24 protein-coding genes are annotated in these 18,816 nt (G+C 57.9%); 16 read left to right on the top strand and 8 right to left on the bottom strand.

Translation table 11 applies throughout. The annotated features are described in order from the left end of the window. Nucleotides 1–73: 73 nt before the first annotated feature. A complete protein-coding gene (locus tag IGNI_RS07570) occupies nt 74–250 on the bottom strand; it encodes a preprotein translocase subunit Sec61beta (protein WP_012123203.1) in 177 nt (58 codons plus the stop codon). Between the two features lie 91 nt (nt 251–341). Here IGNI_RS07570 and IGNI_RS05455 point away from each other — a divergent pair, with 91 nt between their 5' ends. From IGNI_RS05455 to IGNI_RS05415, 9 genes are all read left to right on the top strand, one after another. Next, entirely contained in the window at nt 342–971 is a 630-nt protein-coding gene (locus IGNI_RS05455) for a DUF655 domain-containing protein (protein ID WP_012123202.1), read from the top strand. Between the two features lies 1 nt (nt 972). Then, on the top strand, nt 973–1,704 hold the full coding sequence (gene rsmA / locus IGNI_RS05450; RefSeq protein WP_012123201.1) for a 16S rRNA (adenine(1518)-N(6)/adenine(1519)-N(6))-dimethyltransferase RsmA: 732 nt from the start codon (nt 973–975) through the stop codon (nt 1,702–1,704). A gap of 50 nt (nt 1,705–1,754) precedes the next feature. Continuing rightward, a complete protein-coding gene (locus tag IGNI_RS05445) occupies nt 1,755–3,740 on the top strand; it encodes a 3-hydroxyacyl-CoA dehydrogenase/enoyl-CoA hydratase family protein (RefSeq protein WP_238374128.1) in 1,986 nt (661 codons plus the stop codon). A 296-nt stretch (nt 3,741–4,036) separates the two neighbouring features. Continuing rightward, on the top strand, nt 4,037–5,080 hold the full coding sequence (locus IGNI_RS05440) for a hypothetical protein (RefSeq protein ID WP_012123199.1): 1,044 nt from the start codon (nt 4,037–4,039) through the stop codon (nt 5,078–5,080). Between the two features lie 32 nt (nt 5,081–5,112). Continuing rightward, the gene (locus IGNI_RS05435) at nt 5,113–6,462 is read left to right on the top strand and encodes an NAD(P)H-hydrate dehydratase (RefSeq protein WP_148202261.1); all 1,350 of its coding nucleotides are present in this window, start codon (nt 5,113–5,115) and stop codon (nt 6,460–6,462) included. 38 nt (nt 6,463–6,500) lie between these two features. Then, complete coding sequence (locus IGNI_RS05430) at nt 6,501–7,064, top strand: hypothetical protein (protein ID WP_052570226.1); 564 nt, start codon at nt 6,501–6,503, stop codon at nt 7,062–7,064. Then, a complete protein-coding gene (locus IGNI_RS05425; RefSeq protein WP_052570223.1) occupies nt 7,034–7,465 on the top strand; it encodes a hypothetical protein in 432 nt (143 codons plus the stop codon). Before IGNI_RS05430 ends, IGNI_RS05425 begins: the two co-directional genes overlap by 31 nt. A gap of 63 nt (nt 7,466–7,528) precedes the next feature. Then, nucleotides 7,529–8,671, top strand: coding sequence for a DNA topoisomerase IV subunit A (locus tag IGNI_RS05420; RefSeq protein WP_012123195.1), 1,143 nt, complete (start codon nt 7,529–7,531; stop codon nt 8,669–8,671). A gap of 58 nt (nt 8,672–8,729) precedes the next feature. Continuing rightward, the gene (locus tag IGNI_RS05415) at nt 8,730–9,407 is read left to right on the top strand and encodes a choice-of-anchor V domain-containing protein (protein ID WP_012123194.1); all 678 of its coding nucleotides are present in this window, start codon (nt 8,730–8,732) and stop codon (nt 9,405–9,407) included. On the opposite strand, the gene IGNI_RS05410 is transcribed toward IGNI_RS05415, so the two are convergent. Genes IGNI_RS05410 through IGNI_RS05395 form a run of 5 tightly spaced genes read right to left on the bottom strand, consistent with a single transcriptional unit; the run spans nt 9,388 to nt 11,146 of the window. Further along, nucleotides 9,388–9,723 carry a hypothetical protein gene (locus IGNI_RS05410; RefSeq protein ID WP_052570222.1) on the bottom strand — a complete coding sequence of 112 codons (336 nt, stop codon included), beginning with the start codon at nt 9,721–9,723 and terminating at the stop codon, nt 9,388–9,390. The two genes, IGNI_RS05415 and IGNI_RS05410, sit on opposite strands and share 20 nt — an antisense overlap. Nucleotides 9,724–9,740: 17 nt before the next feature. After that, nucleotides 9,741–9,878, bottom strand: coding sequence for a hypothetical protein (locus IGNI_RS07810; protein WP_187145951.1), 138 nt, complete (start codon nt 9,876–9,878; stop codon nt 9,741–9,743). Beyond that, a complete protein-coding gene (locus IGNI_RS05405; RefSeq protein WP_012123192.1) occupies nt 9,847–10,530 on the bottom strand; it encodes a tRNA(Phe) 7-((3-amino-3-carboxypropyl)-4-demethylwyosine(37)-N(4))-methyltransferase in 684 nt (227 codons plus the stop codon). The genes IGNI_RS07810 and IGNI_RS05405 overlap by 32 nt, the downstream gene beginning before the upstream one ends. 9 nt (nt 10,531–10,539) lie before the next feature. Then, nucleotides 10,540–10,920 carry a hypothetical protein gene (locus tag IGNI_RS05400; RefSeq protein WP_052570219.1) on the bottom strand — a complete coding sequence of 127 codons (381 nt, stop codon included), beginning with the start codon at nt 10,918–10,920 and terminating at the stop codon, nt 10,540–10,542. Next, the gene (locus IGNI_RS05395) at nt 10,898–11,146 is read right to left on the bottom strand and encodes a hypothetical protein (RefSeq protein ID WP_012123190.1); all 249 of its coding nucleotides are present in this window, start codon (nt 11,144–11,146) and stop codon (nt 10,898–10,900) included. Before IGNI_RS05395 ends, IGNI_RS05400 begins: the two co-directional genes overlap by 23 nt. 37 nt (nt 11,147–11,183) lie before the next feature. On the opposite strand from IGNI_RS05395, the gene IGNI_RS07805 reads away from it, so the two are divergent. Beyond that, entirely contained in the window at nt 11,184–12,209 is a 1,026-nt protein-coding gene (locus IGNI_RS07805; protein ID WP_012123189.1) for an NOG1 family protein, read from the top strand. Nucleotides 12,210–12,239: 30 nt separating this feature from the next. Beyond that, a complete protein-coding gene (locus IGNI_RS05385; RefSeq protein WP_012123188.1) occupies nt 12,240–13,232 on the top strand; it encodes an amidohydrolase family protein in 993 nt (330 codons plus the stop codon). Here the strand turns inward: IGNI_RS05385 and IGNI_RS05380 are convergent. Then, entirely contained in the window at nt 13,210–13,392 is a 183-nt protein-coding gene (locus IGNI_RS05380) for a hypothetical protein (protein ID WP_012123187.1), read from the bottom strand. The two genes, IGNI_RS05385 and IGNI_RS05380, sit on opposite strands and share 23 nt — an antisense overlap. Before the next feature lie 106 nt (nt 13,393–13,498). Here IGNI_RS05380 and IGNI_RS05375 point away from each other — a divergent pair, with 106 nt between their 5' ends. Continuing rightward, nucleotides 13,499–14,827 carry a signal recognition particle protein Srp54 gene (locus tag IGNI_RS05375; protein WP_012123186.1) on the top strand — a complete coding sequence of 443 codons (1,329 nt, stop codon included), beginning with the start codon at nt 13,499–13,501 and terminating at the stop codon, nt 14,825–14,827. On the opposite strand, the gene IGNI_RS05370 is transcribed toward IGNI_RS05375, so the two are convergent. Further along, nucleotides 14,821–15,498: a PHP domain-containing protein gene (locus IGNI_RS05370; RefSeq protein ID WP_012123185.1), complete on the bottom strand. Its 678-nt coding sequence runs from the start codon at nt 15,496–15,498 to the stop codon at nt 14,821–14,823. The two genes, IGNI_RS05375 and IGNI_RS05370, sit on opposite strands and share 7 nt — an antisense overlap. A gap of 102 nt (nt 15,499–15,600) precedes the next feature. On the opposite strand from IGNI_RS05370, the gene IGNI_RS05365 reads away from it, so the two are divergent. The 4 genes from IGNI_RS05365 to IGNI_RS05350 are packed head-to-tail and all read left to right on the top strand — an operon-like array spanning nt 15,601 to nt 18,722. Further along, nucleotides 15,601–16,008, top strand: a complete 408-nt coding sequence (locus tag IGNI_RS05365) for a DUF2286 domain-containing protein (RefSeq protein WP_052570215.1) — start codon at nt 15,601–15,603, stop codon at nt 16,006–16,008. Nucleotides 16,009–16,053: 45 nt separating this feature from the next. Further along, on the top strand, nt 16,054–16,482 hold the full coding sequence (locus IGNI_RS05360) for an AbrB/MazE/SpoVT family DNA-binding domain-containing protein (RefSeq protein ID WP_012123183.1): 429 nt from the start codon (nt 16,054–16,056) through the stop codon (nt 16,480–16,482). Next, nucleotides 16,479–17,159, top strand: coding sequence for a DUF357 domain-containing protein (locus tag IGNI_RS05355; RefSeq protein WP_012123182.1), 681 nt, complete (start codon nt 16,479–16,481; stop codon nt 17,157–17,159). The genes IGNI_RS05360 and IGNI_RS05355 overlap by 4 nt, the downstream gene beginning before the upstream one ends. A gap of 33 nt (nt 17,160–17,192) precedes the next feature. Further along, nucleotides 17,193–18,722: an RAMP superfamily CRISPR-associated protein gene (locus IGNI_RS05350; RefSeq protein WP_012123181.1), complete on the top strand. Its 1,530-nt coding sequence runs from the start codon at nt 17,193–17,195 to the stop codon at nt 18,720–18,722. Nucleotides 18,723–18,816 lie beyond the last annotated feature (94 nt).

The raw sequence follows: 18,816 nt of genomic DNA, 5'->3' as shown, positions 1-18,816 counted from the left end.
AAAAAGGGGTTGGGGCTGGACCCTCAGTTTCGGGAGGAAGAGTCCTCACCCGCGTCGGCGAAGGGCGTGGACCTCATCGGGCCGCCTTGAGCAACAAGTCCAAGGCGATGGTCATTATTGAGAGGGCGAAGGCCGCCCCTATTACGGCCTCGGGCGGGACCTTTATCTTCTCCTCAACCTCCTCGTAAAACCTGACCAGCCCTATAGCGGTGACTAGGCCCTCGCCTCCCTTCCTCCTCTTCCTAGCCACTACCTAAATCCCCGGGCCCTTCCGAAGGGACGGTTTAAACGCTCTCCCCATATATACTCCGGGGCGTAAGGGAGCTACAGGGTAAAGGGAATTGCGCGGAACAAGAGGTAGGAGGAGGGAAAGGCCGAGGGAGGGGAGGGTGCTCGACTTCCTCCCCTCGGGGCGCCCGCTGGACGCGCACCCGGAGCACCGCAACAAGCCGTTCATACAAGCGATAGAAGAGCACAAGTTCAAGCTGCTCGAGTTCAACGCGAAGTTCGGGAGCGCGTTCAACATAGGGGAGAAGGTCTCCTTCACCCCGCTCGACGAGAGGCTCCTCAACCGGTTCTATTACATTAGCTACGAGGAGCTCACCTCCGTCGCCCAGAGCAGCTTGCCAGAGGTAATAAAGGGCATAATACTCGAAAATGAGAAGTTGTTCGTAGACTTCTTCAACTTGTCCGGCCCCATAACGGTCAAGCTCCACGCGTTGGAGCTCTTGCCCGGCGTAGGTAGAAAGATGTTAGAGGAGATACTGGAGGCTAGGAAGAACAAACCGTTCGAGAGCTTCGAGGACTTGGCGAAGAGGACGCACTTGAAGCACCCGGTGGACGTGTTGGTCGAGAGGATAATAAAGGAGATAAAAGGAGAGGAGAAGTACTACTTGTTCGTAGAGCCCCCGAAGCCGGGCTATACCTACTTGAACTACTTGGGGAGGCTGCGAAGGGCGGCGAGGGGTTAGCTTGCTGAAGTGGACAAAGGCCAAGCTCGCCGAGCTCGGTATAAGGCCCAGCAAGAAGATGGGGCAGAACTTCACGGTAAACCCCAAAATAATAGAGTTCTTCTTGAGCGAGGTCCCCTCGGGGGAAGTTGTAATAGAAATAGGGGCCGGCCTCGGGGCCCTCACGGCCCCGCTCTCCAAAGTTTCTAAGAAGGTAATTGCAATAGAGAAGGATCTCAGGTTGTGTAACTATTTGAAATCCTTAAACTTGGAGAACGTGGAGGTCGTATGCGGCGACGCGTTAGAGCTGGAGCTCGACGCTCCGGTCGTAGTGGGCTCCCTCCCTTATAGCATAAGCGGGCCCCTCCTCGCGAAGCTCTTCACAGAAGGTCGGTGGAACAAGGGGGTGTTCCTCCTTCAGAAGGAGGTCGCGGAGAGGCTGGTCGCCGAGCCCGGGACGAAGGAGTACGGGAGGCTAACCGTGTTGGCCTCCTTGTGCTGCGAGGCCCGCTTGGGCCCGGTGTGGGGCCCGGAGTCCTTTTACCCCAAGCCGGAGGTCCTAAGCCGCCACGTAATATTAATTAAAAAGAGGTCCGTCCCGAAGGAGTTCTCAGAATTCTTGGCGTGCGTCTTCTCGCAGAGGAACAAGAAGGCCCGTAAGGTCTTGCCCTCTTGCGGCGCCCGCTGGGAGGGGGAAGAGAGGGTGAGGGAGCTCCCTCCCGAGAGCTTGTGGGAGGCTTGGGAGGAGCGTTAGCGCTTTATTCTCTTTTACGCCTCTGGACCGCGGATCAAGCCTTGCAAGAAGTGAGGAAGGTCTTGGTCGTCGGAGCCGGTGTCATGGGCCACGGAATAGCCCAAGTGGCCGCGATGAGCGGCTTGAACGTCAGGATGATAGACATTAAACAAGAGTTCTTGGACAGAGCTATGGAAAGGATAAAGGAGAGCTTAGAGAAGTTGTACGCCAAGGGGAAGTTGAAGGAACCGCCGGAGGAGGTGCTAAAAAGGATAGAAACTATGGTGGCCAACCCGGACGACGAGAGCAGCTACGCAGAGGCCGCTAAGGACGTGGACTTCGTCATAGAGGCCGTCCCGGAGAAGCTGGAGCTCAAGAGGGCCGTGTTCAGCGTCCTCGACAAGTACGCCCCTCCCCACGCCATCCTAGCATCTAACACCTCCTCCATACCGATAACGGAGATCGCAAAGGCGACCAAGAGGCCCGACAAAGTTGTGGGGATGCACTTCTTCAACCCGCCGGTCATACTAAAGCTCGTCGAGGTGGTGAGGGGCAAAGAGACCAGCGACGAGACCGTGAAAATTACCGTTGAATTAGCTAAGAAAATGGGGAAGGTACCAATAGTAGTAAACAAGGACGTACCTGGCTTCATAGTGAACAGGATAATGGCCCGGTTCTTGAACGAGGGATGCTGGCTGGTGGAGAGGGGCGTTTACACTAAGGAGCAGGTGGACGCGGCGCTGCGCTACAAGCTCAACTTCCCCATGGGCGCCTTCGAGCTAGCCGACTACGTGGGCTTGGACGTGTTGGTACACTTGATGGAGGCCATGAAGGAGAGGGGGATGAACCTCACCATCTGCCCGCTCTTCAAGAAGCTCTTGGAAGAGGGCAAGCTCGGAGTGAAGAGCGGGGAGGGCTTCTACAAGTACCCTGCCCCGGGTAAGTTCAAGAAGCCCGTCGTCAAGGCCTCAGCCGCCGAGGGTGTGGACTACATCTCCATAGTGGACACGGCCGTGAACGAGGGAGCTTGGCTTGTGGAGAACGGGGTGGCCGGGCCGGAGGAGGTGGACACCGCCACAGTCTTGGGGCTGAACTTGCCTATGGGTATACTTAAGTTAGGCGACAGCTTGGGCTTGGACAACGTGTTGGACTCAATAAACGAGAAGAAGGAAAAGTACGGCTTGGAGGACTACCGCCCGGTGCAGCTACTCGAGAACATGGTGAAGGAAGGCAAGTGCGGGGTCAAGTGCGGGAAGGGCTTCTACGAGTACGAGGTGAGCGAGGAGGACTTGGGCGAGATAAAGGTTAGGAGGGAGGGCGAGGCCCTTTGGATAATACTGAACAGGCCGAAGCAGAGGAACGCCCTCACGCCGGAGATGTTGCTGAAGATGGCCGAGGTCGCCCAGAAGGCTTGTGAGGACGAGGGGGTGAGGGCGATAGTGCTCTACGGAGGAGACGTCTTCAGCGCCGGCTTCGACTTGACGGTCATGAAGGATGTCGACCCGACCAAGGCCCCGGAGACTGTGGCGAGACCGTTCAAGAAGCTCGCGCTCGCCCTCGAGGGCTGTCCGAAGCCGGTGATCGCTTACATCACCGGCTACGCGCTTGGCGGAGGCTTGGAAGTGGCCATGATGGCCGACTTGAGGCTGGCCACCGAAGACTCCCTCTTGGGTCAGCCTGAGATAAACGTAGGCATAATGCCGGGGGGAGGGGGCACCCAGAGGCTCCCCAGGCTGGTGGGCTTGGGGAGGGCCATGCAGCTAGTCCTCTTAGGAGACCCCATAGACGCCGTAGAGGCCGAGAAGTGGGGCTTGGTCAACTGGGCGGTGCCGAAGAGGATAGCCGACTCGGAGGTGAGGCTGCTAGTTAAGAAGTTGTCCTCCAAGCCCAAGGAGGCGCTGGCGCTGGCCAAGAAGGCCGTGAGGGTGGCCCAGGAGGTTCCCTTGATAGACGGGCTGGAGATGGAGGCCGAAGCGTTCGCGAGGGCGTTGGCCACAGAGAACGCCAAGGAGGGCATAGCGGCCTTCTTGGAGAAGAGGAAACCAAACTTTAAGTAGGAGAGTTCGGCTTCCTCCCCACTCCTCCGGTTTTTAAATAAATGCGAAAGTTCTACTCGTATCTGGCCCATCGGGCGGTTGGTAAAGGAATCCGGAGTCGCGAGCGGAGGGCGAATATCCAACAAATTTTGCAGAGGAAAACGGGGGCATTACGTATACATAACCCTTACTAGCAGACAGGTTTACTTACCTAACGGCAAACCGGAGGGGAGGGGGTGGGGCGAACGTGTTACCCATAATAGCGTCGGCCCGCGAACTCGCTCTCGATAGATAGCACTGAGCAGCGAGGCGAGACCATGAGCTTCAAGAGAAGGGAAATAACGCCTTTTCACTTTAAATACTTCGCCCCCTTGAGGGAGATATCCCTCCGGAACTTGCCCCTCGGCGACTCCTACGACCCAGTGATGTGTCCGTCGTTCCAGTCTGAGGACCCCGAGGCCCACACCTTGCTGGACAGTATCGCCAGGATGCAGAAGAGCTACAACGTCGTAGTAAAAAACGATAAGGACGCAATCAACTTGAAGTCCATCTACCGCAACTTGAAGGGCAAAAAGAACTTCGTCAGCAAGGTAAACAAAGTGGCCTCCGTCACGTTTAAGCATCACAAGGCTTGCTGGAGCGGGCTCGAGGGCATAGTAGAGCCGCCTCCGGAGGTCCCATCCGACGTGCTGGCCGACTTGGAGGTGGGCGAGCTGTGCCACTCCACCGCGCGCATGCTCGGCTACCTCGCGTTGAAGATCGCGCAGTCCTTGAGCTATAACGACCTAGCGCAGCGCCCGCCTATAGCGTTGATCTCCCACCCGGCGGTGGAGAAAGTGAGGGTAACGGTCATACCTTACTCTATTGCCGAGAACCCGCCGTTCGCGGTCTTCGTGAACGGCGGCAAGGGTGGGCCGAAGCTCCCTCGCGACAAGGTGGTCCTAAACACCACAGTGTTCGTCCCAACGCGCCTCGACTTAAAGGAGTTCGTCGCTACCGTCGGGCTGTCCGTGCTCTCCAGCGTGGTTAGCAAGGGCAAGTTATGGGACGTGGGGGCTCTCATAGCTGTCTTAGACAAGGCGACGGTAGAGGTACTGGAGTGCGCCAACCGGCCGGCGAGGGCGATAGGCCAGAATACGCTATCAGAAATGGAGAAGAGGGGTCTCGTGACGTCTACCTTTAGGAAGTACTTAAATGAGCTTCACAAGGAGTTCGACGTGGATAAGTACGAGCTGGTGGGAACCGTAACTTGCGTGGTCGTGCGGACATTCTTGAACGACTTGGTAACCTTGGCCTCGGGCGACTTCACCCAAGAAGTTTTTCGAACCGCAGGCTACGTACCGCCCTTGGTGAGGCTTTGATCTCTCGCGGCGAGTTTTACGACACAAGGGAAATGAGGGCGGTGGAGCTCAACTCCGCTGCCCTCGGGTTCGGCGAGGAGTTGATGATGGAGAACGCCGGCTCGTGGGTCGCCCGGCTCGCTTACCCGGAGGGCAACTCGTTCCTCGTCTTGGCCGGCAAGGGCGGCAAGGGCGGGGACGGCTTGGTCGCCGCTAGACACTTGGCCCTCATGGGCCGTAAGGTGAAAGTCCTCCTCGCGCACAAGAGGTGCGAACTCAAGGAAATAACCCTCAAACAGCTGAAGAGGGCAGAAGACACGGGAGTGGAGGTAATAGAGGAGCCCGAGGAGGCGGACGTGATAATAGACGCCTTGTTGGGCACGGGCGCGAGGGGGGCCCCGAGGGGGAGGGTGAGGGAGCTCATAGAGTGGGCCAACGGGACGGAATCCTTCAAAGTGTCCGTGGACGTCCCCTCCGGCGCGGACCCGGACGGCGGCTGCGAGCTCTGTTTCGAGGCGGACTTGGTGGTGACCGTGCACAAGCCCAAGCCCGTCCTGAAGGACATGATGGACAAAGTGGTAGTGGTGGAAATAGGAATACCGAGGAAGGCCGACACCCACGCCGGCCCCGGCGACGCGCTCTTGGCTAGGAGGAGGGGGAGGAAAGGTCAGAACGGAAGGGTCGGGGTGGTCGGGGGCTCAGAGCTCTACCAAGGGGCCCCCTACTTGGCCGGGCTGGCCGCCTTTAGGTCGGGAGCCGACCTAGTCTTCGTTTACTCCCCGGTACGCATGGACTTCCCCGAACTCATATGGAGGGACAGGAGGGACTTGAAAGAGAAGTTGGCCTCCGACAAGGTCGACGTGCTCTTGGTGGGCCCCGGCCTGGGGAGGGACTTAGAAACCTTGAGAGCGGCGCTTGAGTACGCAGAAGAGAGCAAAGCGAAGGTAGTCTTAGACGCGGACGCGCTTAAGCTCTTGCCGAAGGTGGGAGCTTACTTCTCCGGGAGGGCCGTGTTGACCCCCCACTTGGGTGAGGCGAGGGCCCTTTTGGGGAGGGAGGTGGGCGACGACTTGGAGTCCAGGGTTAGGGCGGCGGAGGAAATAGCGAAAACTTACGGGGCTTGTGTTATCCTCAAGGGTAAGGTAGACGTAGTGCACTGCGGGGACAAGGGGGTCTTGAACGAGACCGGGAACGAGTGGATGACCGTGGGCGGCACCGGGGACGTGCTCGCGGGGGTGACGGCTGCCTACTTGGGGAGGGACGAACCTTGGTGGGCCGCCAAGGCGGCGGCGTACTTGAACGGGAGGGCCGGCGAGGCTTGCTACGAGGAGGAGGGCCACGCGTCTCCGGACTGCCTAATACGCGCCGTCCCGAGGCTGGCCAAGGCGGTGGGCGCCAAGTAAATATGAGCCGTTTCGCCCCGTCTCCGCCAGGTGGTCGGTTGGACTTCGAGGAGGCCCACTCTTGTTCCTCGCTCTTCGCGTTCTTGCTCTTCGAGGCTTTGAGAACTAAGTACGGAGACCGGTTCGTGAAGGAGTTCTGCGAGAACTCCGAGGTCTACCCGCTGATGGGTGTTGCTGCAATAACCTTGGAGGCGAACGTGGCTATAACCTGCCCGGAGATGGCCGAGATGTTCAAGAGGGCCGACTACCCGCCCCACCTCAAGTCCTTGGTGGAGGAGGCTTGTAAGGGGAGGGGAGGGAGGCCTAAGGAAGAGATAATAGAGGAGTTCTTGAGGGAGTGCAACACGAAGGGATTGAAGGACGCGTTGCAGAAGCTCACCGAATTTAAGCTCGAAACTTTGAACGATAAGGAGAACGAAATATTGAACGTGGCCTTCGGGAGGCTCCCACAAGCGGTCTCCTACGCGCAGAAGTACGACGTGGACGTGAGCAAGCCGGTCATGCAGAGCGTACTCCTAATGAGTATGTTTATATCAAACGTCCTTAAAGAGGTTAGGGAGGAGCTGGAGAGGTGCGAAAGGTCCTACTCTGCGAGCCCCTAAGCCCTTGGAGGGCCGCCTTGGCGGTGAACTCGGCGCTCTTCCTCTCGAACGCCATAAGGAAGGATACTATAGTGTACGTGAACGTCGAAGGGAGCGTAATCGTAATAGACGGCTCCGCGGCGCGGAGGGTCTACCCGGACTCCGAGAGCTTGGTGGGGCTCTTCAAGGCCGTCAAGAAGGGAAAGAGGGTAGCCGGCGTGTCCTTGGGCGATTGCCCAGAGCCGGGGGAGCCTTGGTGCCCGGGCTCCCCGGTTAGGGGGGAGGCCTTCTTGATCCCGAGGAGGTGCGGGCTGCCGGAGGAGTACACCTTGGAGCACGAGCTCGCGGTGCTTCAAATAGAGCTGGACCGCGCGGAGCGCGCCAGCCCTTCCAACCGCCTCGAGGGCAGAAGCTCTATATAGAGAAGGACGTGGCCTTCAGCCTCTCTTAATTAACCTCTTTAAATATTTGACGTGGGGTGGACCGTGGCTTCCCAAGTAGACTTAATGGCGCGCAAGAGAGCGATAAACACCTTCTTCGAGAAGTTCAAGGTGCTTATAGATAAAATAAGGAAGGGGGAGGAGCCCGCGCTGGAGATACTGTCCAGAACCAAGGCGAACGTGGTTTACGACAGCGACAAGAAGATGCTGATGCCGGGCGAGAGGACAATACTGAGGAAGTTCTTGGACAAGGGGGAGGCCAAGAAGTTCACTAACACCCTCCTCATGGCTTCCTTGATATATGAGGCCTTGTTGAACGACGAGTACCCGACCATACGTGACTTGTACTACAGAGGCAAGCACACCATAATCTACAGGGACCTAAGGGGGAGAAAGAGGGAAGAGAACACTTGGGACGAGCAGAAGGAGAGCGACGCGCTGATAGTGGACGTAGAGGTATACACCGGAATGTTGAGGGAGGAGATGTTAATATTGAGTAAGGAGAAGGGCAAGGTAGTAGGCGACATGAGAATAAGGTCCGGCGACGACGTGATAGACTTGAGCAAGATGGGTCACGGCGCCTACGCGATAGAGCCCACCCCGGACTTGATAGACTTCATAGACGTGAACGCAGAGTATGTACTAGTAATAGAGAAGGACGCGGTCTTTCAGCAGCTCCACAGGATAAAGTTCTGGCAGAGGAACAACTGCATACTCATCAGCACCTCCGGCCAGCCGGACAGGGCGACCAGGAGGTTCATAAGGAGGTTAAACGAAGAGTTGGGCCTCCCGGTTTACGTCCTCACGGACGCCGACCCCTACGGGTGGTACATCTTCAGCGTGATAAGGTCAGGCAGCATAAACCTGAGCTTCGAGAGCGAGAGGCTCGCCACCCCGAACGCGAAGTTCCTCGGGGTCAGCATGAGCGACGTGTTCGAGAAGAACTGGCTGAGCCCGAAGGAGAGGAAGAACGTTATAATAGTTGCTAAGGACAGAGACATCAAGAGGGCCTACGAGATGATGAAGTACGAGTGGTTCAAGAACTCTCCGAAGTGGATGCACGAGCTCAAGCTGTTCTTAAAAGAGAAGAAGAAGCTAGAGATAGAGGCCCTAGCGGTTAAGGGCTTGAAGTTCCTCGCCGAAGTTTACTTGCCTCAGAAGATCCAGACGAAGGACTGGATCGAGTGAGCCCGGCGGTAACTCACCTAATTAGTGTGAGTTACGCCGTACTCGCCGGGAGGGACGCTTGAGGGCTCTCTTGGCCGCGCTGACCTTAATTGTGGTGACCTTCGCGATGAGCAACGGCGCGCCCACCTTGAGCTGCACCCAGTGCCACGTGGACGCGAAGGCGATCCCTCCGAAGGACTTGGTAGTGGAGGGGATCCCCAAGTACTACGAGCCCGGGAAGATTTACAACATAACTGTGAAGATACTGGACGTGAACCCGTGCAACCCGGAGGTGATGGCGGGGTGTGGGGGCTTCGCCGTTCACCCGAGTGCGGGCGAGCTCGTACAGACTGATAAGGTAAACACCATAATTGCCCACAACCCCGTGGACGGGGTGTACATAACCCACAGCGAACGAGGCCACATGAAGAGGGAGTGGCGCTTCGCTTGGAAGGCCCCCTCTAAGCCCCAGCCCGTAGAGTTCAAGGTAGCCGCCCTAGCGGCGAACGGGGACGCGACCCCCTTCGGGGACTACTACGGGGCCAAGGTGATCAAGACCTACCCCGTGGGCTGGACCGGGCCCGCTAACGGCGGAGGGGCCGGGACCGGGGCACCCGAGGTCGGAGTGGCCTCTTCCTCCAAAGTGTTAAAAGAAATAAAGAACTTGTTGTTGGTATCCATATTTACTCAGTCCGTAACGCTCGCTTTCGTGATAGCACTGCTGGCCTTGAACTTGCTCAAGAAGAGGGGCACTTGACGGCCTCAACCCTAAGCTCGAACCTTTTTGTACTTAAGGTCCTTAGGTCCGTTAACGTAACCGTGACCGTGTAGTTGCCCCGCTCCAGCGCCCTTATCTTGAGCACGAAGCTCTCCTCCGCGTAGCTGGGGTAGCTCAGCGCCAGCCCGTCCCCGTCGCCCATGGCGCTCACGGAGGCCGGCGAGGGGAGCTCGAACCTCACCCCGACGGTGGAGTTAACGCAAGCCCTAACGTAAGTGGCGTTGGGGCCGAAGGCCCTCGGGCGTTCCCCCTCTACTAACGCCCTGGACCCGAAGAACAGTATCAACGCTACCAACAGCAGCGAGGCGAGCGCTATCGGGTCGAGTGCTCCTCTAGCAAGCCCTCCGCCGCGGCGTAGAGCCTCTCCAAGCTCTCCTCGTCCCACCTTCTCACCTTCTTCCAACTGACCTTGAAACCTTCAGACTTCAGAAGTTTTATCGCCTTGGCCACCAAGGTCCTCCCCTCGCTGTCCAGCGACCCCCTCGAGTCGAAGTGCTCCCTCGCTTGGGCCAGCAAGCTCAAGGCCTCCCTTAGCCTCGCGGAGCGCTTGTCTGAGGGCCTCAAGCCTCCTCTTCCCTTGTAGCAACACCTCGTTCACCGCTTTTAACAAGGAGTCCGAAGGCTTAACCAACACCTCGTCCCCCACTTTCAACAACAAGTTGGCCCTCACCCCTGTGGTGAGCTCCACCAGCCAGCCCTCTTCGTTGGCCGTCAAGATGCCGCTGTGCTTGAAGCCCGCCTTCCTAGCCATCTCCAATACTTTGAACGCGGATTCCAAGTCCTTAGCGACTACGTGAAATATGGGCCCCTGCACGTTGAGCCAGAGCCTCTTGCTGGTGGGCTTGTCCAATATCTTTATGAGCTCTTCAGAGGAGATGGGCCTGTGAACCTTGAACACTATGGTCCCGTCCCTGGACCACGGGAAGTCCGCGTCCACCGCGGTCACCCTCCCGGAACAGCTCGACTTCGTGAACGCGTAGGGCAAGGAGAAGAAGTCCTCCAATATGTCAACTATGTCCTTGTCCAAGTAACCGATTTCCAAATCCTTCTTCATCCTCTTGTAGGCCCTTTCCTTCGCCTCCGCCCAGAGCTCCCCGACCAATACCGCGCCCTAGAGGGAGTCCAAGAGCTCCGATAACTGCTTAACTGCCTCCGAAGAGACCTCCTTCAATCTCAAGAGCGCCTCGTACAAGTCCTCCGCCTCCGGCTCCACTATGTCTACCTTGCAACCGTCTATTAGGTAAAGGACCAAGTCCTCATCAACGCTGAGCACCCCCCTGCTTATCCTCACGCCGGTGTAGCAAGCCTCCACCGAGCAGCTCCTCCCCACCTTAAAGCAGTGCCTCTCCAAGAGCCTTAGCCTCTTAGCCCTCTTCATCAGCTCCCTTACCTCTTTCTTTAACTCTTCCCTCCTCTGCTGGAGCTCCTTAAGCATCTCCTCGAACGCGTCCAAATTGGTCTTTACCTCCTCAACGAGGTCCCTTATCTTCAACTGCTCTCACCCCCTTGTACATGAAGGCCCCGGTGGAGAGCGCCAAGAGCGGGTAGGCCGGCTCCAAGGCCAAGGGCAGGCCTAAGAGCGCGTGTACCGCCGAGCCCACGGCCGCCCAAGAGGCCCAGAAGGTCAAGAGCTTCCTCCCCCTCCCCTCCACCTTGGACTGCAAGAGGTAGGAGAGCAACGAGGCCGCCAGGGGCGGGACGAAGAGCTTCTCCCACATATCTTAACCTCCCTCGGCGAGGGCGGAGGGGGTAGAAGTGCTTAAGGACCCTCCCAACTACTTCAGACACCTCCACGTGCCGACGGCGGACGAGATAGTGAAGAAGGTACTCAAGAGGTATCCCGAGCTCAAGCCGAAGAGCAAGAGGCCCAAGCACATAATAGAGCTCGAAATAAACAGAGTGAACTTGACTTACCAAATAATAATAGACAAGCTCTCCTTCTTAGACAAGCTCCCCAAGCCGGAAAGCATGCACCCCTTCTACTTGGAGCTGGCCTCCTTGACGGTGCCCTACCAGAAGTACTGGGCGGCGGCCTCGGGTCTGAAGAGGCTTAGGGAGAAGCTCAAGGAGATGTGGGAGGACTACCGGGCGCTGGTGAGGGCGGCGGTGAGCTTGGAGGAGGCGGCGAGGTTCAGGAGGGAGGCCGTGGGGAGGGCCTTAAGCATGGTAAGGAGGTCGAGGGGGGCCCTTAGCACCATAAGGGAGTTCAAGTACGCGGTGGCCTCCTTGCCCTCGGTGGACTTCGAGGAGCCGAGGATTGTGGTGGCGGGGATGCCCTCCTCCGGGAAGTCGAGCTTCGTGAAGGCCGTTTCTACCGCCGAGGTGGAAGTCGCTTCCTACCCCTTCACGACCAAGCAGGTCCACTTGGGTCACTTCGAGAGAGGAGGGAGGAGGTTCCAAGTGGTGGACACCCCGGGAATATTGGATAGACCTTGGGACTCCTTGAATGAGATAGAGAGGAAGGCCGTAATAGCTATAAGGCACTTACCCAACGTTTTGCTATTCTTGTACGACGTAAGCGAGGAGGGGTACGGGGTGGAGGAGCAGACGGAGGTGCTGGACAACGTGATAAACGTGGTCGGTAAGGAGAAAGTTGTAGTGGCGCTGAACAAGATCGACGTGGCGAACGAGAGGAAGGTCGAGCTGGCGGAAGAGGAGGCTTCCCGCAGGGGGCTGAGGACCTTCAAGCTTTCCTTGAAAACCGGCGAGGGCTTGGAAGAGCTCTTGGAGGAGCTCGTCAGGAGGGCCGAGGAGGACTTGTCGGCCGCCCCAAAGCCTTAACCGCCCCCGCGCCCCTCGTGAGAGGGGAGCGTGCAAGAGGGCTACAGCGTCCTCTTTAGGGACGGCGTAGTGGTCGAGGAGCCCGGAAAGAGCTACGTGGGCTACGTTTACGCGAACAAGGGCAAGATAGTGGCGGTGGGCAAGGGGGAGCCCCCCGACGAGTACGCCTTCGCCACCTACAACATCAACGGGAAGGGGAGGATCCTCACCCCGGGCTTGATATGTCCGCTCACCTCCCTCACGAAGCACCCCTCCCGCTTTGGAGGTAAGGAGGCGGAGACGGACGAGGAGCTCTACTACGCGGCCTTGATGGCGCTGCAAGACCTCTTGTTGAGCGGGTTCACTACGGTCGGTACAATAGAGAGTAAGGTAGAGCCCGTGGTCAGGGCGGTGGTACAAGCCGGGATAAGGGCGGTCATCTTCGTGGACTCCTCTGCCCCCGGCTGGAAGGACCAGCTGAGGCTGTTGTTGAACAAGTGGAAGGGCTACGAGGAGAGGATCTACGCCGGGGTGGCGGCGCTCAACGGCGACGAGGAAGCGGTTAAGCTGGCGAGGGAGCTGGGGCTCCCGCTGGTCTCCCCGAAGGAGGGCATAGTGCTGAAGGAGGCCGAAGGGATAGCGAAGGAGAGGGGCGTTGTCCTCTTGGAGAGGGGAGGGGTTAGGACGTACGGCTTCCTGGGCTCCAAGACTACCAACTTGATGAACGTGATAAGGACCTTGTACTACACCGGCACCGGGGCGCTGGAGGCGTTCAAGGCGGTTACCGTCAACGCGGCCGAGGTCTTAGGCTTGGAGAAGGTGGGCAAACTCAAGCCCGGCTACTACGCGGACATGGTAGTGTGGGACGTCTCCGAGCCGCCGGGCTGGACCGCGGGCAAGGGAGAGCCCGAAGAAGTGATAATAGCCACCAACCCGAAGGTCGAGGCAGTAATAGCGGCCGGGGAGGTGGTGGTGGACATCTCCCAGATGCTCACCATAGGTGCCAAGGACGTCAAGAGGGCTAGGAGGCTCTTTGGCGGCTGAGCTTTTCGCTTACCTTTTCAAAAAGCTCCCTCAGGCCCTCCTCCCCGAGCAAGCTTAACGCCACCGGGTCCCTTAAGGTCTCGTACAACATTTCGCACTCTGGCAAGTCCAAGGTGGAGCAGATGAGCAACAGCTCCTCGGGCGTTATGGTCGTCGTCATACCCTTCTTCCCCTCTGAGCATGGCTCCTTTTCGAATATAAAGCTTTCGAACGGTGTGACCCTACTTGAAATACCCCTTGCCCAATAAGTTCTGGGGCTAGCAATTTTGCTCGACGGAGTTAGGGAGGCGGTGAAGAAGTTCCTCCGGTCGTCAGCTGACTACGAGACCTCCGTCAACCTATTTATAAAGGAGCTCCAGAAGACCCTAATAAAGTCTGACGTCAACGTTAAGCTGGTGCTACAACTTACCAAGAGGATAAGGGAGAGGGCCCTCAAGGAGAGGCCTCCCCCGGGCGCCTCCAGGAGGGACTGGTTCGTAAAGATAGTCTACGAAGAGCTGGCCAACTTGTTCGGGGGCGACAAGGAGCCCGAGCTGAAGCCCCCTAAGGTGCCGTGGGTCATAATGATGGTCGGCGTCCAAGGAAGCGGGAAGACCACTACCGCCGGCAAGCTAGCTAGGTTCTACAAGGTCAGGGGTTACCGCGTCGCCTTGGTGGCCGCAGACACCTACAGGCCGGGGGCGAAGGACCAGCTCCGCCAGCTCGCCGAGAGGGCGAAGGTTTTGTTTTACACCGAGCCCGGGGACGACGCGGTTGGCATAGCGAAGAGGGGGGTGGAGTGGGCCAAGTCCCAAGGCGCTGAAATAATAATAGTTGACACCGCGGGGAGGCACAAGAACGAGGCGGAACTCCTCAAGGAGATGAAGGAGATGAGCGAGGCAATAAAGCCTGACGAGGTCATGTTGGTTATAGACGCCAGCATAGGTCAGCAAGCGAAGGCGTTGGCGGAGGCCTTCCACAAGACCACGCCTATAGGGTCCATAGTGGTAACGAAGCTGGACGGAACGGCGAAGGGCGGGGGCGCGCTCTCCGCGGTCGCGGTCACGGGGGCCACCATAAAGTTCGTGGGCACCGGAGAGAAGCTGGAGGAGTTGGAACCGTTCAAGCCCAAGAAGTTCGTCGCAAGAATACTGGGGCTGGGCGACCTGGAGGGGCTGCTGGAGAGGCTCAAGGGCTTGGAAGAGGCCGACAAGCTGGAGGAGATAAGCCAGAAGGTGCTGGAGAAGGGAGACATAACCTTGAAGGACCTCTACTACCAAATAGTGTCAGTTAAGAAGATGGGGTCTCTCAAGAAGCTGCTCCAGATGCTCCCGGGGGTGGGGTTGGCGCTCAACGACAAGGTCCTAGGACAAGTGGACGACAAGGTCCTCGACAAGTGGCTCGCGATACTGAACTCCATGACCTTGGAGGAGCTCGAGAAGCCTAACATTATAGACAGGTCCAGGATGAGGAGAATAGCCATAGGCTCCGGCACGAGCGTTAAGGACGTGGAGGAGCTCCTCAAACACTACCAGATGACTCGGAAGATGATAAGGCAACTAAAGAGGAAGAGGGGAATGCTGAACAAGTTGATGGAGAAGTTCGAACTTCAGTAACGCCTCCTCTTGTTTAAGAGCTTCCTCTTTACGTACTTCAAGTAGCCCATGGTAGATACGCTCCCCTTCACCACCCTAACCCTCCCCTTCAAGATGGCCTCCAAGACCCCTTCGGGGGTGGGCTCGGCCTCTAGGACGCTGTGCGCCAAGGCGACTTGTTCGGCCTCGTGGGCGTCGCTGTTAGCTATCCCGGGCTTGCCGAGGAGCTCCGCGGCCCTCAAGGCTTCTTCGTTCAACGACCTAGGAGCTCTGGCGTTCCAGACCTCTATCGCGTGGACCTCCAAGTCGTAGAGCAGCTCCCCGCAGCCGTACCTCCGGGAGTCGAAGGGGTGGGCCGGGACGTAAAGGCAGCCCCTCTTCTCCGCCCAGTCGTAAAGGGTCAAGGCGTCCCTCGGCCACCCCTCCCCCGGGTACTCCGGGCAGAGGACGAGCACGTCCATTAACTTTCCCAAGTAGCTTGCCCTCACCTCGTTTCCGTACACGAGCACCAAGTCCAACCCTTTTTCCTTTATAACCTTGGAGGCCGCCAAGCTGCCCTTAAAAGTGTTGTGATCGGTTATGGCTATTACGTCAAGTCCCTTTTCCAGTGCGGCCTCCAAGACTACCTCGACCGGGTCCAGGCCGTCGCTGTAGGTGGTATGCACGTGGAGGTCTGCCTTTAGAGCGCGCAAAATGAACCCCACTGAGATTCCGACTTCATTTAAATTTAAGTGACGTTGCGGGGGCGCTCAAACCATAAAGCCTTCCCTTCGAGCCCGTTCGAGGAAGGGGCCATGAGGTTAGTCTTGGTGAAGTACGATCCGGAGACCGGCGCGAACGCCGTTGTTATAAAGGGCGACATGAACGAGGTGGTGAGGCAGAAGGCCATAGCCGCATTGAAGGACGAGTGGAAGCCCGAGAGCAAGGACTTTATGATAATGGGGGACTTCGTGGAGTTCGAGTACGAGCTCCCCTTGACCCCGGAGCAGTACGAAGCGCTGAGCAAGTACGACATGAGGAAGGAGGGGAAGGTAGCGGTGGTGAAGGTGCCTTACTTCGTCATAACCTTCCCCAAGTACGCCTACCAAGGCTCCCCCTACGTAGTTTACTTGGTAGCTCCTTACTTGGACGAGGAAAAGCTTGAGGAGTTAAAGGAGATGGCCGAGCAAGTCTCGGAGGAGGCGTCCAAGCCCCCCGAGTGACGTTTTAGAAGCTCAGACCACAACGGTCCCACGGGAAACGCCGTCTTGAGGCTAGTAGAGTTGTTGAAGGTCGATATGAAGGGAAGGATTACCATACCTAGGACTGTGAGGGACGCGCTGAACATAGAGGGCGGCAGCTACGTCGTGATGATAGCCGACCTCAACAAGGGTGAAATAACCATCCTTCCCAGCGTGAGCGAGGACAAGGTCATATTGGAAATATTTGTGTTGTTCAAGGACGAAAAGGGCAAGTTGGCGGAGATAGCGGAGAAGCTAGCCGAAATGGGGGTGAACCAGCTCGCCACCAGCTGCAAGACCGTGAAGAAGGGGGAGAGCGCCGAGTGCCAGATAATCGCGGAGGTGCCCAAGGAGTTGGACCCCAAGGAGGTGGAGGAGCGGCTGAGGGCGCTGGAGGGGGTCTCGGAGGCCTCAGCGGTTAAGGTTCCCCAGCCAAGCCCCTCGGAGAGAGCTTGAGCTGCGAGAGGGCCGCGAAGTATTTGAACAACCTGAAGGGAGTAATTAGCAATATTAAGTATTCTCCCGAAGCGAGCGAGGTGGTGGACCTAGCCAAGAGGTACGTGGAGGACACCGAGTACTACTTGAACTCCGGAGACTGCGAGACCGCGCTGGTGACGGCTTCCTACGCCGAGGGCTTGTTAGACGCCTTAAGGATGATAGGAAAGGCCGAGTTCGAGTGGAAGAGGGAGAGGAGGAAGAGGGTCTTCGTCGGCGGGACCTTCGACATCGTGCACCCCGGACACGTGGAGCTGTTGAAGGAGGCCTCCAAGCTCGGCGACGTCATAGTTGTGGTCGCTAGGGACGAGACCGTGAAGAGGCTGAAGGGGAGGGGGCCGGTGGTGCCCCAAGAGCAGAGGAGGTACGTGGTGGGCAGCTTGAAGTACGTCAAGGAGGCTTACGTGGGCGGGGAGGACCCGATAGAGACCGTAGTCAAGCTCAAGCCGGACGTCATCTTCTTGGGCCCCGACCAGACGTGGGACGAGGAGGAGCTGAAGGAGGAGCTGAGGAAGAGGGGGCTGGAGGTGGAAGTGGTGAGGATGAAGGAGAAGAGGTGCATACCCGGCGGCCTCTGCTCTTCAAGCTTAATAATTAAGAAGGTGTTGGAGGAGTTCTGTGACGGCGAGGGCTATTAAAGCACGAGGTAGAGAAGCTAGGGGGCGCGCGTTTTGGACCTAACCGAGTTGGTGCGCCAGAGCTTGGCTGACCCGTGGAAGCCCCTGGGGACTTACGTCAACTACACTCCCATAATGGTGGGCGACTGGAAGGGCGAGACCTTTACTGACTTCAGGGGGAGGAGGGTTGTCACCGGCCTGCCCACCTCCCAAGCCCTGCTCGCGAGGGCTAGGTACGCCTTCACCCTCGCCCTCAACGCCTACTTAGATGCCCCGAAGAGCTACAGGGAAGCTTACGGGGAGGAGAGGGAAGAGGAGAAGTCAAAGAAGAAGCTGAAGAAGGAAGCTTACGAAGAAGGGAAGAGAGAGGAAGAAAAAAGGCAAAAGAAGAAGTTGAAGTTAAAGATAGGGGAACACTCGATCTTGTGCTTGCTCTTCGGGTGTTTGAGCGTAGCGTCCCTCTTCGGGTTGAGGGTGGAGGTGGAAGTCCTAAAGGAGCACGCTTGGAACCCGAAGTACGCCAAGAAGAACCGCTACCACGCGTTGATAAGGAGGGACGACAAGTCCGGGACGAAGGCCCCCTTGCCCCCGGGGGCGCTTCGCCTAAAGGTTTACTATTCCATTGATGAGGGGCGCCTCCGGAGGCTCGGGCTTAGCGGTTACGCGAAAGCGTTGGAGAGAGCTTTCGTTAACAGCGTAAAGGCAGCCCTGACGGTAATAGGAATTGGGAAGGCCGCGTCCCGCGGCTTCGGCAGGTTCTGGGAAAGCCCCTCCGGACCCTCTTGTGAGGACGTCAAGAAGATTATTGAAAATCTCTTGAGGAGCGTTGAAGATCTTTTGATTAGCGCGGGTGAGCTAGCAGAGCAACTCAACCCAAAGGCCTTGGGGGACTTCAGCGACGGGAGGGAGGTCCCGCACCTAGGCGACCCGAAGGACCTCTGTACTGAGTACCTCAAGCGGATCCCCACAAACGATTACGGAATGATAATAGAAGAGATAGCCAAGTCCGTGTTAAAGAGCGAGTGGAAGAGGAAGGCGAGGAGGCCGATGAAGGAGATAGGGAGCAACATCCACACGTGGCCCTTGGGCCTCCCGAGGCGGTCTAAGATAAGGTGTTCTTGTCCCGGACGCGAGGACTTCAACTTCTACGGCTACCTCCTAGCCTCCGGCATTCCGGAGATGTACTGCGAGAGGACTTGTGGCGGCGGGATGAGGGTGAGCGCGGAGGAGGGTAGGAGGGTCTCCACCATTTGGTTCGTACCCGTAAGGGAGGGGGCAGCGGTGTTACCGCTCTTCGACTGGTCCCTCCTTAAGGTCATAGAAGGGGATCCCAAGGGCAAGAAGCTCTACCACGTGGGCGGGGTCTCGGTGTTTGTCGGCGGGAAGCCCAGAATCTCGTGCGACAGGAGGTTCGTGGCGGTAAAGGAAGTGTTGATCGGACGGGGAAGGAGGAACGTGGGCCGCTTCTGCCCGCCGGTCCTCTACGGCGTCATGACGCCTCAAGGACCGAGGACCTTTGATAACATCGAGGATGCGTACAAAGAAGCTCTAAAAGCCGCTTTGAATTGGGTCTTGCAGGTATGATATCCTCCGAAAGCTTATTTATAGAAAACCTTTGCGTTGTAGTGCTGTAGCGAGGTTCTCTACGCCAAACCTTGCAGGACGTCAACCCTTCAGA

The organism is Ignicoccus hospitalis KIN4/I (assembly GCF_000017945.1).
Classification (GTDB): Archaea; Thermoproteota; Thermoprotei_A; order Sulfolobales; family Ignicoccaceae; genus Ignicoccus; species Ignicoccus hospitalis.
This window is presented reverse-complemented; position numbering and strand designations above follow the sequence as displayed.

What these genes read in the sequence shown, in the direction of transcription:
- IGNI_RS05440 (WP_012123199.1), top strand. Translation starts at nt 4,037, where the DNA reads ATGAGCTTCAAGAGAAGGGAAATAACGCCTTTTCACTTTAAATACTTC.
- IGNI_RS05435 (WP_148202261.1), top strand. Translation starts at nt 5,113, where the DNA reads ATGAGGGCGGTGGAGCTCAACTCCGCTGCCCTCGGGTTCGGCGAGGAG.
- IGNI_RS05395 (WP_012123190.1), bottom strand. Translation starts at nt 11,146, where the DNA reads ATGTGGGAGAAGCTCTTCGTCCCGCCCCTGGCGGCCTCGTTGCTCTCC.
- IGNI_RS05380 (WP_012123187.1), bottom strand. Translation starts at nt 13,392, where the DNA reads ATGACGACGACCATAACGCCCGAGGAGCTGTTGCTCATCTGCTCCACC.
- IGNI_RS05365 (WP_052570215.1), top strand. Translation starts at nt 15,601, where the DNA reads ATGAGGTTAGTCTTGGTGAAGTACGATCCGGAGACCGGCGCGAACGCC.